The organism is Halolamina litorea, assembly GCF_026616205.1.
Lineage (GTDB): Archaea > Halobacteriota > Halobacteria > Halobacteriales > Haloferacaceae > Halolamina > Halolamina litorea.
On sequence record NZ_JANHGR010000002.1, the window covers coordinates 551,521 to 564,350 of the forward strand.

Annotated in this window: 13 protein-coding genes and 2 tRNA genes; 9 read left to right on the top strand and 6 right to left on the bottom strand. The window is 69.3% G+C overall.

Going from position 1 to position 12,830, the window contains the following annotated elements; genetic code table 11:
- Nucleotides 1-135: 135 nt before the first annotated feature.
- Nucleotides 136-366, bottom strand: coding sequence for a hypothetical protein (locus tag NO998_RS13815; RefSeq protein WP_267647857.1), 231 nt, complete (start codon nt 364-366; stop codon nt 136-138).
- A gap of 105 nt (nt 367-471) precedes the next feature.
- Between NO998_RS13815 and NO998_RS13820 the strand changes: the two genes are divergently transcribed.
- Nucleotides 472-942 (top strand): Cif family virulence factor, encoded by a 471-nt coding sequence (locus NO998_RS13820; protein ID WP_267647859.1) that lies wholly within the window; start codon nt 472-474, stop codon nt 940-942.
- A gap of 14 nt (nt 943-956) precedes the next feature.
- Here the strand turns inward: NO998_RS13820 and NO998_RS13825 are convergent.
- Nucleotides 957-1,030, bottom strand: a tRNA-Thr gene (locus NO998_RS13825).
- A 14-nt stretch (nt 1,031-1,044) separates the two neighbouring features.
- Nucleotides 1,045-1,527, bottom strand: coding sequence for a GNAT family N-acetyltransferase (locus NO998_RS13830; RefSeq protein ID WP_267647861.1), 483 nt, complete (start codon nt 1,525-1,527; stop codon nt 1,045-1,047).
- Nucleotides 1,528-1,729: 202 nt separating this feature from the next.
- On the opposite strand from NO998_RS13830, the gene NO998_RS13835 reads away from it, so the two are divergent.
- The 4 genes from NO998_RS13835 to NO998_RS13850 all read left to right on the top strand — a co-directional run bounded on the left by NO998_RS13835 (nt 1,730) and on the right by NO998_RS13850 (nt 6,597).
- A complete protein-coding gene (locus NO998_RS13835; RefSeq protein ID WP_267647863.1) occupies nt 1,730-3,697 on the top strand; it encodes a 3-hydroxyacyl-CoA dehydrogenase/enoyl-CoA hydratase family protein in 1,968 nt (655 codons plus the stop codon).
- A gap of 96 nt (nt 3,698-3,793) precedes the next feature.
- Nucleotides 3,794-3,868: transfer RNA gene (locus NO998_RS13840), tRNA-Glu, on the top strand.
- 936 nt (nt 3,869-4,804) lie between these two features.
- Nucleotides 4,805-5,743: a UbiA family prenyltransferase gene (locus NO998_RS13845; RefSeq protein ID WP_267647864.1), complete on the top strand. Its 939-nt coding sequence runs from the start codon at nt 4,805-4,807 to the stop codon at nt 5,741-5,743.
- Nucleotides 5,744-5,793: 50 nt separating this feature from the next.
- On the top strand, nt 5,794-6,597 hold the full coding sequence (locus NO998_RS13850) for a helix-turn-helix transcriptional regulator (protein WP_267647865.1): 804 nt from the start codon (nt 5,794-5,796) through the stop codon (nt 6,595-6,597).
- A gap of 59 nt (nt 6,598-6,656) precedes the next feature.
- Here NO998_RS13850 and NO998_RS13855 read toward each other — a convergent pair whose 3' ends face one another.
- Nucleotides 6,657-7,370 (bottom strand): DUF4382 domain-containing protein, encoded by a 714-nt coding sequence (locus NO998_RS13855; RefSeq protein ID WP_267647866.1) that lies wholly within the window; start codon nt 7,368-7,370, stop codon nt 6,657-6,659.
- A gap of 75 nt (nt 7,371-7,445) precedes the next feature.
- On the opposite strand from NO998_RS13855, the gene NO998_RS13860 reads away from it, so the two are divergent.
- Nucleotides 7,446-7,694 (top strand): hypothetical protein, encoded by a 249-nt coding sequence (locus NO998_RS13860; RefSeq protein WP_267647867.1) that lies wholly within the window; start codon nt 7,446-7,448, stop codon nt 7,692-7,694.
- On the opposite strand, the gene NO998_RS13865 is transcribed toward NO998_RS13860, so the two are convergent.
- Nucleotides 7,691-9,184 (bottom strand): DASH family cryptochrome, encoded by a 1,494-nt coding sequence (locus NO998_RS13865; protein WP_267647868.1) that lies wholly within the window; start codon nt 9,182-9,184, stop codon nt 7,691-7,693. The two genes, NO998_RS13860 and NO998_RS13865, sit on opposite strands and share 4 nt — an antisense overlap.
- 143 nt (nt 9,185-9,327) lie before the next feature.
- On the opposite strand from NO998_RS13865, the gene NO998_RS13870 reads away from it, so the two are divergent.
- Both NO998_RS13870 and NO998_RS13875 read left to right on the top strand, forming a co-directional pair.
- Nucleotides 9,328-9,708: a DUF5820 family protein gene (locus NO998_RS13870; protein ID WP_345781141.1), complete on the top strand. Its 381-nt coding sequence runs from the start codon at nt 9,328-9,330 to the stop codon at nt 9,706-9,708.
- A gap of 57 nt (nt 9,709-9,765) precedes the next feature.
- A complete protein-coding gene (locus NO998_RS13875; protein ID WP_267647870.1) occupies nt 9,766-10,212 on the top strand; it encodes a UPF0179 family protein in 447 nt (148 codons plus the stop codon).
- Between the two features lie 256 nt (nt 10,213-10,468).
- Here NO998_RS13875 and NO998_RS13880 read toward each other — a convergent pair whose 3' ends face one another.
- Nucleotides 10,469-11,407 (bottom strand): hypothetical protein, encoded by a 939-nt coding sequence (locus tag NO998_RS13880; protein WP_267647871.1) that lies wholly within the window; start codon nt 11,405-11,407, stop codon nt 10,469-10,471.
- 219 nt (nt 11,408-11,626) lie between these two features.
- On the opposite strand from NO998_RS13880, the gene NO998_RS13885 reads away from it, so the two are divergent.
- Nucleotides 11,627-12,802, top strand: coding sequence for a substrate-binding domain-containing protein (locus tag NO998_RS13885; protein ID WP_267647872.1), 1,176 nt, complete (start codon nt 11,627-11,629; stop codon nt 12,800-12,802).
- The last annotated feature ends 28 nt before the right edge of the window (nt 12,803-12,830 follow it).

Consider the following 12,830-nt stretch of genomic DNA (forward strand, 5'->3'; position numbering starts at 1 on the left):
GGCTGGAAATTAGCTCCCCGCAGTACAAAACAGTATCGGGGCGACGACGCGACCAGTCCACGGCGCCGCCGGTTTCACCCCCCGAAATCGGGGCGGGATGGACAGGACCGGCCACCGGTCGACGATCCCGCCGACTCAGAGTGTGACTCGGACGCCCGCCCGGACCAGGATCGCCAGCCCCACGAGCGCGGTGACGCCGCCCGCGATCTGGGCCACGTCGATCTCCCACTCCTCGGCAACGTCCGCCTCGTTACCGGACTCCATCGCCGCCTTGCGAGCGGCCTGGTAGGGCGCGAATACCTGCGTTCCCCCCGCGATGAACAGGAACAGCCCGGCGAACAACGGCTGCCACAGTTCGTAGGCCATGCGGTCGGATTGTCACCGGACGTGGATATGGGTTCCGTCGTCGCCATCGTCGTCGCCTTCCACACCCACCGAAGAGTGATTACGACGCTGCGTGCAGGGTGGTCAATGAGCGAGTCACCGGCGGCGGCGATCAGGGCGGCAGTCGACCGCGAGACGACCGCGTGGGACGAGCGGGACGTGGAGACCCTGCTCGACCTGTTCCACCGGGATATGGTCTGGGCGTGGCCGCCGACCGCATACGACCACGACCCCGAGGAGTGGGACCTCGAGTTCGGTCGCTACGACCGGGAGCGCTGGCGCGAGAACTGGCAGACGCTGTTCGACACGCACGAACTCGCCCACAACGACCGGGAGACCCGTCGGGTCGCCGTCGACGACGGCGGGACCGGCGGGTTCGCCGTCGTGGACATCGACACCCGCTGGATCGACGAGGCCTCGGGCGAGGTGTTCCACTGGAAGGGGCGAACGACCAAACTGTACGCGCTCGTCGACGCGGGCTGGAAGATGACTGCCCAGTGGGGGGCACTGGCGTTCGACGAGGACGGCAGGCCACTCACCGGACCCGACGACGGCTGAGAACGCCTGCAGGAAGCCTGGACCGGGAGTCGAACCCGGGAAGTCTCGATTACAAGTCGAGTGCATGAACCACCCATGCTCTCCAGGCGCGACCGGCTCTACTCAGTCCTCCTTTGAGTGCGTGTCGCTTTCGGGCGCTTTCTCCATCTCGACTCGATGCTCGCCGTAGCCCTGCCGCTCGTAGAACCGACGGGCGGCCTCGTTCTCGGCCAGCACTTCGAGGCTGATCCGCTCGGCGCCCGCGGCGATCAACTCCTCCTCGGCGGCGACCAAGAGCGCCTCGCCGACCCCGTCGCCGCGGTGGGAGGGCCGCACGTAGATGTTCTCGATCAGCCCCCGTTCAACGTCCTGCCGGTAGCCGCCGGTCTCGGGGGCGAACTCGACGAAGCCGGCGATCGAGCCGTCGCTGAGGCGGGCGACGAACACCCCCTCGGTGACGATCGAGCGCGCCAGCCCCTCCCGAACCGACCCGCGGTTGGGTTCGGCCAACAGGTGCGAGCCGTGTGCGCGCTGGTCGCGTGCGAGGTCGACCCACAGCGCCGCCAGCCGGTCGGCGTCGTCCATCGTCGCCGCCTCGATCTCCATACTCGCAAACCTTGGACCTCCGCCGGGTAAGAGCTACCGGCTCCCGCCCGTGACCGCCGGCCGGCGCCGTGTCACCAGCCCGCCGCGGCCCATCCCGGCGTGATCCGTCTTCTCCCCGCCGAGACCACGCTGAACAACCCCGAGACAGTTCCTGACACGGCAGAGGGAAACGTTCAACCACCGGCCGGCCGACGGGAGCGGCATGGATATCGAGGAGATCGAGCGGATCGCGGTACTCGGCGCCGGAAACATGGGCCACGGCATCGCGGAGGTCGCCGCCCTGGCCGGCTACGACGTGACGATGCGGGACATCAACGAGGAGTTCGTCCGGAACGGCTACGAACAGATCGAGTGGAGCCTCGACAAACTGGCCGAGAAGGACCAGATCAGTCAGGCCGACGCCGACGGCGCACTCGAACGGGTCACGCCCGTCGTCGACCTCGACGTGGCGGTCGGCGACGCCGACGTGGTCATCGAGGCCGTCCCCGAGAAGATGGACATCAAAAAGCAGGTGTACCGCGACGTGGTCGAACACGCGCCCCCCGAGGCGATCTTCGCCACCAACACCTCCAGCCTCTCGGTGACGGAGCTCTCGGAGGTCAGCGACCGGCCCGAGCAGTTCTGCGGGATGCACTTCTTCAACCCGCCCGTGCGCATGCAGCTCGTCGAGGTCATCTCCGGCGCCCACACCGCCGACGAGACGATGGACACCATCGAGGCGCTCGCAGAGTCGATGGGCAAGACGCCGGTCCGCGTCCGTAAGGACTCGCCTGGCTTCATCGTCAACCGCATCCTCGTCCCGTTGATGAACGAGGCCGCGTGGATCGTTTCCGCCGACGACGCCACCATCGAGGAGGTCGACTCCACGACGAAGTTCGACATCGGCCTCCCGATGGGCTCGTTCGAACTCGCCGACCAGGTCGGCGTCGACGTGGGCTACCACGTGCTGGAGTACATGTACCAGGAGCTCGGCGACGCCTACCGACCCTGCCCGCTGCTGGCGGAGAAAGTCGAGAAGGAGGAACTCGGGAAGAAGACCGGTCAGGGCTTCTACAACTACGAGAACGGCGGCGTCCAGATCCCGACCGACGCCGGCCGTGAGGACGTCCACGAGCGCCTGCTCGCCGTGATGGCCAACGAGGTCGCCGGGCTGGTCGCCGAGGACGTGGCCGACCCCGCCGACATCGACCGCGCGGTGAAGCTGGGCGGCGGCTTCCCCGACGGCCCGGCGAAGATGGCCGACGACTACGGCCTCGCGCCGCTGGTCGAGACGCTCGACGACCTGTTCGAGGAGACCGACGAGGCCCGCTACATCGCCGAGGACACCCTGCGTGACCTCGCGGAGTCCGGCGACGGCTTCTACGGCCCCGCCGAGACGTCGACGGCCCCCGAGTACGAGACGCTGAACGTCGAGGTCGACGGCCACGTTGGCCACATCGAACTATCGCGGCCCCACCGCATGAACACGATCAGCGACGGGCTGCTCGAGGAGCTCTCGACGGCGATCGACGAACTCGATGAGGAGGACGTTCGCGCGCTCCTGATCACGGGCGAGGGCGACCGCGCGTTCTCCGCCGGCGCCGACGTACAGTCGATGGCCGGCGGCGGCGGCAACCCCATTGAGGCGGTCGAGCTCTCGAAGCTCGGCCAGGACACGTTCGGCAAGCTCGAAGCGTTCGACGCGCCGGTCGTCGCCGGCATCGACGGCTACTGCCTCGGCGGCGCGATGGAGCTGGCGACCTGTGCGGACATGCGCATCGCCAGCCGCCGCAGCGAACTCGGCCAGCCCGAACACAACCTCGGCCTGCTGCCGGGCTGGGGCGGCACCCAGCGCCTGCGCCACATCGTCGGCGAGGGGCGCGCCAAGGAGATCATCTTCACGGCCGACCGCTACAGCGCCGAGGAGATGGAGTCCTACGGCTTCGTCAACGAGGTCACCGAGGACAGCGAACTCCTCGACCGCGCCTGGGAGTTGGCCCGCGACCTCGCCGGCGGCCCGCCGATCGCCCAGATGTACACCAAGCGCGCCATGCTCGCCGGACGCGACGCGACCGAGGCCGGCCTCGAGATCGAGAACCAGGCGTTCGGCCACCTGATGAACACCGAGGACCTCATGACCGGCATGGCGGCGTTCATGAGCGACGAGGAGCCGGATTTCGACGGGAAGTAAGCCGAGACGTCCCCGACTCCCCCCTGCCTGACAGAGGCTCCCGAGGCCGATCGGAAAAGTAGGCTTTATACAGCCCCGACGAGCATATTCAGATGCGCTCGGTTGGTGTAGTCCGGCCAATCATTTCGGCCTTTCGAGCCGATGACCGGGGTTCAAATCCCCGACCGAGCATTCCTGCGGCGAGCAACGGTCCCGAGCGGCGGCCACGTGTCGTCGGGGGTTCTGAATCAGGGAGTGGCGCAACGCAGAACGACCGTAGTCAAACCCCCCGAATGAGCGTTCTTGCGGCGAGCAAGGGTCGCGAGCCGTTGCCTCGTGTCACGCCCGTCTTCGAGACGCAGCGCTCACGAGTGTTCTCCCGGTAGAACCGTGCCGTATCGAGGGCTGTACGTTCCGGACCGGTCGTCACCCACGGGACCGTCTCGAGCGGCCGCCTCTGACAGTCTCGAGCGGCCCGGAACGCGCGTCGCGGGGACCGTCCCGCCGACGAGCGTGTCGACGCCGGCGACCGTCGGTATCGGCACTCGGACCCACATCCGTCCCCGAACGGACGGAACCGAGACCTTCCGCTGGCTGACGATCGCCACCGTCGACGTCCCTTCCCGCGTGCTCGTCTCGACGCCGTCGCATCGCTCTCAGCATCGCCGGATCGAAGTCGTGACGGTCGTCAGCTTCCGGCTGGCGCCGTCTGACGGGCCATCCCTGTCCCGTCCGGTAGGGAGAATCGGCGTTCCCCCCCCACCCCGAACATCGCTCCCGTGTACCCGTGGTCCTCCGGAACGTCTCACCGTCCCACCGCAGCGGTCGCTCATCCTTCGACCACCATCGGCCGGTGCCCACGAACGCTCCATCGACCGTCGAGTCCACTCACACCCCGGCGCATTACGTCCCAATCCGGGGTGATCGGGAGTCGGTCGTCGCGGATCTCCTTCCGCACCCAGACGGACACGAGCGATCCCCTTTACATCGACTATCGCCCGTCTGTGGGGCTCCTGACGACGGTCTCACGACCTGACGAGCGCTTCAGGTACTGACGATCTCTGCAGGGGTTGCGTCGCACGGCCGAACGGACAAGGATTAACGGCCGAAACGTGGACGTTGCATCGAATGCGCCGATCGGGTACGGGCGGGCACGGGGAGCGACTCCGGGCAGTCGCGGTCGTGAGCCGCCTGTCCGCCACCGTCGGCTACAACGCTGCGTCGGTACTGCTCGCGGTCGGCCTCGGCGTCCACACCGGCGGCCCCCCGGGAACGGCGGCGCTCCTGGCCGCCGGCGGCTACGCGCTCGCGACCATGTTCGGGAAGCTCCAAGCGTCGGTCGCCGACGCCATCCACGACCGCGCCGCCGACGCCGCCAATCCCGAGAAGAGCACCATCGCTGCCGCGGTGGAGACGCTCGGCCTCCGCGGTGCGTGGGCCCTCCTCGTCGCTTACCTCCTCGCGGCGGTCGCGTTCTACGGCGTCGTCGCCGCACGCACCGGCGGCTGGGTGCTGGCCGCGGGGGCCGCCGTCATCGCGTTCGGCTTCACCTACTCCTACCCGCCGCGGTTCAAGGAGTGGGGCATCTGGAACCACGTCGTCACCACCGGCGTCGACGCCGGCCTGCTCGTCCTCCCGGTCGCCGTGTTGGTCGCGGGGGTGGTCGCGCCGGCCACCCTCGTCGCCGTCGGCGTCGTCGCCTGCTACAGCTTCGGCTACCACGTGCTCCACCAGGCGGCCGACGTGCACTTCGACCGGCAGGCCGGGATCGAGACGTTCGCGACGGCGCTGGGCGTCGCTGACTCGGTCAAGGTGGGCGCGCTCGCCACCGGCGCGGCTACCGGCTTCTCGCTCGCACTCGGCTACCCCATCGCCGCGGTCGTGCTCGGCGCCATCACGGCGTTCTACGTCGACACCTACTACGCGGTGCAGGGGACCGACCCGGAATCGGCGTCACGGGTGCTCTCCTCACGGTTCAACATCGCGTGGGTCGCGACGGTCGCCAACGGCGCACTCGCGGCAGCGGTCTGGCGACGTGCCCTCGGTGTCGGATTCGTGACGTTCTGAGGCTCCCGCGGCGGGAAACCGATTTACCACCGCGTTCCCGACTACCGGGTATGAACTCCGACGGCGTCGACGGAAAGCGCGTCCGAGACGTCCTCCGTAAGCGTGGTGACGTGCTCGCTGCACTCTCGGCCGGGCGACTCGACAAACGCGGGCTGGTCGACACGGTCGGGGTCTCCCGCTCGACGGTGGACCGCGCCATCGCCGACCTGACCGAGGCGGGGCTCGTCCGACAGGTCGGCGGCCGGTTCGAGCCGACACACGCCGGCCAGTTGGCACTCGAAACCCACAACGGCTACCGGGAGGTGACCGACACGCTCGGGGCCGCCGAGCCGTTGCTCGCCTCCATCCCGGACGACGCACCGATCAGCACCGAGATCCTCGACGGCGGCACGGTGACCTACGCCGACCCGTCGCTCCCCGAGGCCGCGCTCACGGAGGTGCTCTCCCGGCTACCCGAGGCCGAGACGCTCCGCGGGTTCGCGCCGGTCGTGAAGACAAACTACGCCTCGATGCTGGAGGACGCCGTCTTCGACGAGGGGCTGTCGGTCGAAATCATCGTGACGGCGGCCACACTCGACTCCCTCAAGCGGAGTACGGCCGCCCGCGCGGGCGTCGCCGATTTCTTCGCCGCCGACAACGTCGAGGTGTTCGTGACCGACGAGGAACTGCCCTACGCGCTCTGGCTGCTGAACGGGCCGTCGATGGAACACGCCGGCATCACCGTCCACGAGGGCGGCGCCGTGGTCGGCGTCCTGAGCAACGACCGCCCCGAGGCCGTCGCCAACTACCACGAGCAGTACGAGTCGATCCGCGAACGGGCGACCACCCTCGATACCGACGCGCTCACCGGGTAACCGACCCTCGCTTCCGCGGCCGTCGGCGTCTCCTCTTCCGACGCGTCGGATGCTCTCACCTACCGGCAGTTCTCTCCCGATCCGTGGTGCGTGTCGGTGCCGCTGTGGTCGCCGTGGTGCGACCAGCCCCCGCCGTGGTGCGTTTCGTTCCCACCGCTCCCGTGGCCGTGACAGCAGTCACAGTCCCCGCGCGGGCGCAGTTCCACGTCCGTGCCGGAACGCTCGACGTTGGGGACGAGCACGTAGCCGCCGTCGCGCTCTCGGACGACGGCGTCGACGACGAACGCGGTCGACTCGTCCCCGCCGACGGTGAACGGCTTCCGGACGGTCAGTCGCTCGTCCGGGAGCACCACGTCCGCGGACTCGCCCCCTTCCAGCGTGGCGTTCACGTCCGCGACGGTCACCGAGACGGCGTCGTACTCGCCGGCCGGGACGCCAACCGCGTGCAACAGCGACGCGTTCGCCCCGCGGAGTTCGGTCAGATCGACCGTCGTCGCGTTCAGGTCGTAGCTGGTCCAGTTCCCCCGGTGGCGGTGTCGATGGCGTCCGTCGTCGTCGTGTTCGTCGGGTGCCGTCGCCGACCGAACCGACAGTTGGGTGATCGTCACGTTCACGTGTTCGAACCGGTCGATCGCGCCCGGATCGTCGCTCACGTAGACGTGGAGGCTCGATCCGTCGGCCTCGGTCGTGTCCGCCACGCCGCCGGGCACCGATCCGGTACAGCCCGCGAGGACGATCAGCGTCGCGACCGCAAGCAGGCTCGTCGTTCGCATACCGACCCGACACACCCCATCGGTTTGGAACTGTGGGCCGGGCACTTTTCGCGGCGGCGGCCATCGGCGCCGACGATGGACCACCGGTCGTTCCAGTGGGACCGCATCGGCGCGTTCCTCCTCGGCGCGGTGACCCTCACCGGCCTGTTGTGGGCCACCCCCGACCTCCCGGATCCGATCGCCTACGGCGTCGTGGCGGTGCCGCTCGGGCTCTGTTACCACGGGTTCACGAGCAAGTCGGCGCGGTCGGTCGCTCGCTTGGCCGCGCTCGTCGCCGTCGGCCTCACGCTCGGGTCGTGGCTGGCCGACGCCGGCGTCCTCTAGTGGAACTTCTCGTAGGTCGCGTCGAGGTCGACCATCGGCTCGGGGTAGTCCTCGCCCAGCACGACGCCGTACTCCGCCTGTGTCGCCCGGTTCAGCTCCCACGGCTCGTGGACCTGTGCGGCCGGTAGCGGCTCCAGTTCCGGCAGCCAGTGGGTAACGTACTCGCCGTCGCTGTCGTACTTCTTCGCTTGCCCGACGACGTCGAAGTAGCTGTTCCGGCTGTCGTTGCCGACGCCGGCGATGTAGGCCCAGTTGCCGTAGTTCGACCCCGGGGCGTAGTCGATGAGCCGCGTCTCGAAGTAGGCGGCGCCGCGGCGCCAGTCGACCCGCAGGCTGTTGGCGAGGAAGGAGGCGGCGTTCTGTCGGCCGCGGTTGCTCATGTAGCCCGTCGCGTTGAGTTCGCGCATGGTGGCGTCGACAAAGGGGATGCCCGTCTCGCCGCGCGCCCAGCGTTCGAACTGTTCGCGGGCGGCCGGGTCGTGGTCGGGGCGCTGCCAGTCGATGTCGTCGCGCTCGCGGATGCCGCCGAGGCTGAAGAACTGCCCGCCGTGTTTGGCCGTCTGGAACGCCATGAAGTCCCGCCAGCGCAGTTCGAACAGCAGCCAGTAGGTGGAGTCGTTCGAGACCCGCTCGGCCTCGTACTCCTCGACCTCGGCGGCGACCCGCCGCGGCGAGAGACAGCCGGCGTTGAGCCACGGCGAGAGCTTCGAGGAGTAGTCCGGGCCGAGCATCCCGTTCCGGGTCTGTTTGTACTCCCGGAGGTGGTCGCCCTCCCAGAGGTAGTGATCCAGCCGGTCGAGCCCGGCCGCCTCACCGCCCTCGAACGCGAGCACGCCGCGGTCGTCGTGTGCCGGCTCAGGGAGGCCCAGTTCGTTGAGCGTCGGGAACGAGCCGAGGTCGCTCCCAGAGTCGTCGACGCCATCGAGGCGCGCGAGGTCCGGCGTCTCGGGGAGATCGGGTTCGGGGACCGGGTCCCGGACGCGGCTGTCGCGCTCGACGGACTGCCGGAACGGCGTGAACGTGTCGTCGATGCCCGAAATCCTGTCCGGGAGGTCGGCGACGTGGTGTAGCGTGTGGGTCCAGTGGCTCCGAGTGGTGACGCCCGCGTCCGAGAGCGCGCTCACGACCGCGCCCGCGGCGTCGCGCTCCTCGGGCGCCGGCAGCGCTTGGAAGTGGACCGCGTCAGCGTCGACGGCGTCGGCGACCTCGGGGAGCACGTCGTCGGGACGGCCCTCGCGGACGAGCAGGGCGGAGCCGGCGTCGTCCAGCGAGCCGCGGAGGTCGTCGACGGTCTCCTGCAGGAACCGCGTGCGGAACGCCCCGGTCTTCTCGAAGTCGAAGGAGTTCCGGCCGTCGTAGGGCTGCTCGCCGTAGCCCCGCGGGTCGACGACGTACACCGGGAGCAGTCGGTCGGCGTCGGCGGCGGCCGCGAGGGCGGCGTTGTCGTGCAGGCGGGCGTCGTTGCGGACCCACCAGAGCGCAGTCTCCATGCCGGAGGGTCGGTCGGGAGCAGTATGGTGGTTCGGGCCGCGGCCCGTGGGCGTTGGGGGCGCCGGCGGGGCGTCGACGGCCACCGGCGCCGACGGCGAGCGAGGGGTCTATCCCGCCGGCGCGCCGACGGGAGCGTATGGGACTGGACGCCCTGCCGGAGTCGTGGACCGTCTGGAACGAACAGCCCGGCGGCCGCGTCATCCTCGCCTACCGCCCGGACGTGTTCGACGCCGACGCGTTCCCGGCGCCGTGTCTCCCGACCATCTACGTCACCAACGGCTCGCGGGCGAACCGCCCCGGCGCGGGCCAGTACCGGACCGAGCAGTGGCACGCGACCCTCTTCGCCGAACCCGAGGTCGAACTGGCCAACGAGACCCGCGAGGACCGCGACGCCGCCGTCGACGCCGCCGTCGAGGTGGCCGAACGGTTCGCGGCCGGCGAGGTCGACTACCGCGCCGCCTACCGCCACCCCCGTGACGGCTTCCTCGAGGAACTCGACGCGCTGACCGGCCGGGACGCTTGAGCCGTCCGCTGGGCGGCGGGCGGGAGCCTTAACCCCGCCGCGTGGCTACTGACAACTATGTCTACCGTCACCCTCGTCGGCGCTCGCCTCGCCGAACCCGGCGAGGAGTTCGTCTACCAGAGCGAATCGTCGGCCTGTGAGGGCTGCCCGTACCGGAGCCAGTGTCTGAACCTCACCGAGGGGACCCGCTACCGGGTCACCGACGTCCGGGAGAACACCCAAGTGCTCGACTGTGCGGTCCACGACGTGGGCGTCCGCGCCGTCGAGGTCGAACCGGCACCGGTGCCCGCGAACGTCCCCTCGAAGTCCGCCTACTCCGGCAGCAAAGCCAAACTCGCGGGCGAGTGTCCTCATACGGAGTGCCCCTCCCACCCGTTCTGCGTGCCGCTGGGCGCCGACTTCGACGCCGAGTACCAGATCCAGGAAGTCGTCGGCGACCCGCCCCACGAGACCTGCAAACTCGACCGGGACCTGACGAAGGTGGAGTTGGCACCGACGGAGTGACGGCGACGCCGGCGGGAACCGACCCGTGAACCCCGGCACGTACTTCTCGCGGTTCGCGTAGAGTACGCGACGTTCGAGGCATCGAGCAGCAGGATCAGCACCGAGACGAGGGCCCCCGCCACGATCACGTGGTAGGCGGCGGTCGCCGTTACCAGCGAACAGAGCGACGAGCGGAACCATCCCCGACGCGGCCGAGCCAGAGCCCGGAGGACGCTCGGGCCGCCAGCGGCGAAACGATCCGCCCGCCGGCGGCGCGTTACCGCGCCGGCCGGTAGTCGTTGATCGCCGCCCGAACCCGCTCCCACGCCACCGGCGGTTCGGTCTCCCCGACTGCCGCTTCGAGGTCGGCCACCGTCTCCCCTGCCGTCGCCTCGACCCGCTCGCCGAGTGCCTCTCGCCGCGTCGCCAGCCGATCGAGGCGGTCTGCCGGTTCCTCCCAGTCCACCCCATCGTCCCCGGGCCAGTCACGCAGCGTCGAGAGTTCGGCACGGAGGTCCGCGATCAGCAGGCCGCTCACGACGTGGCTCGCGGCGGCGTCGATGGCCGCTCCATCGCCGTCGCCCGTCGCGTCGCCGTAGTCGGCGTCGCCGTCGAGTCGCTTTAGCGCCGTCTCGGTGCCGTCGATCGTCGAGGCCAGCGCGTCGAGGTCCGAGCTGAACTCCCGACGGCGCCGGTCGGCGCTCTCCAGCCACGCCTCCACCGTCTCGGCCTCGTCGATGAGTTCGTCGGCGGCGATCTGCTGGTCGTTGGCCCGCTCCCTGAGCTGCCGGAGGTCGGCGGCCACGCCGTAGAGTTCGCCCGGCTCGCCGGTTCGGTCGGCGACGTCGCTCAGCGCCGGCGCCAGCTCCGACACGCTCTCGGAGACGGTGGCGAGCCGGTCGTCCAGCGCGCCGAGCCGGCGAACGACGGTCGGCTCGTCGGCGACGCCCGCCGCGGCCTCGTGTGCGTCGTCGACGGCCGCAGTCGCGAGTTCGAGTCGCGTCTCGGGGGTGGCGACGACTTTCGACACCGTCGCCAACTCCGCCTCCACGGCCTCCCAACTGACGGTCTCCTCATCGGCGGCGAGCCGGAGGGCCGACTCGACTGTCTCACGGTCGTCGTCGCCGGCAGCACGCTCGATCGCCGTTTCGAGTGGGAGGCCGTCGAGCGCGTCGTCGCCGTCCCGGTTCGTCACGCCGTCGCGTGTCCCGTCCATGTGCGCCGACTGTCGAGCCTCGGAGATACCTTTTTCGGCACGCTACGGGCTTCTGGGTCGGTTCTGGGGCATACCCAACAGTACCGCTATATAGCCCACCGTACGCCCACCGATCGATGGGGAGGTGACAGTTCTCGTATCTCCGTATATCGGGCGTTCTGAGGCCTCATAGTCGCCTATTATAAACGGCCTTTAGGTGCTACTCCGACGACTCAGTTGATGTCCAAGGACGCAGGCGGAGACACGATCGTATCGCGGCGACAGTTCATCGCGGCTTCGGGCGCCGTCGGCGCCGCGGGGCTCGCGGGCTGTTCGGGCGGGAGCGGGACCGACACCGAGGCGGGAAACGAGGGCGGTTCCGACGACACCGACTCCGGCAGCTCCGGCGACGACGGCGGTGACTCCTCGCCGACGATGCTGACCGCCGAGGGGTCGTCGACGGTCTACCCGATCGCCAACACCGGCGCCTCCTACTGGGCCTCGAACGCGCCGCCCAGCGACGGCGAGTACTGGGGCTCCAACGACGAGAACACCGTCCCCGGCTGGGACGAGATCGACACGGACATGCGACTCGCCGACTACTTCGCCAGCCGCTACGGCTTCGAGCCGACCGAGAAGCAGGCGAACCCGCCCTTCGCGGCCAGCATCGGCCTGAGCCACTCCGGGACCGGCTGTGAGTCGGTCCGGGACGGGCTCGTCGACATCGGGAACTCCTCGGGCCCGATCACGGCCGAACTCGGCATCAGCGAGTCCGAGGCCAAAGAGCAGTTCGTCGACCACGTCGTCGGCCGCGACGGCCAGCCGGTCGTCGTCAGCAGCGACATCTACGACGCCGGCGTCGAACAGCTGACCGGTGAGGAGGTCCGCGGCATCTACCAGGGCGACATCACCAACTGGAGCGAGGTCGGTGGCCCCGACCAGGAGATCTACGCCATCGGCCGCGCCGAGGGCTCGGGTACCGACACCGCGTTCCGCCTGAACATGCTCGGGAGCGCCGACGCCTCGATGGACGGCGTCGACACCCGCTTCGGCCAGAACCAGCAGGTCGCACAGGCCGTCCAGCAGAACGAGGGGGCCATCGCCTACATGGCGCTCGCGTTCACGGGCAACGGCGTGCTCCCGATCGGGATCAACTTCGAGGGGACGCTCTACGAGCCCGACCGCGACGCCGAGAACACCATCTTCGACAGCGCCTACCCGCTGAACCGCGACCTCCACCAGTACACGCTGATCACCGACGACGAGCCCAACGGCACGGACATGCGGGAGGCCGCGTTCATCAACATGTTCCTGACGACGTTCGGCCAGACCGTCTTCGTCGAGTCGAACAACTACATCCCGCTGCCGACCAAGGACATCGAGAACGAGAAGTCGAAGCTGCCCGACCAGGCCTGATCGGACCCGCGGTACTCCATTTTTATCT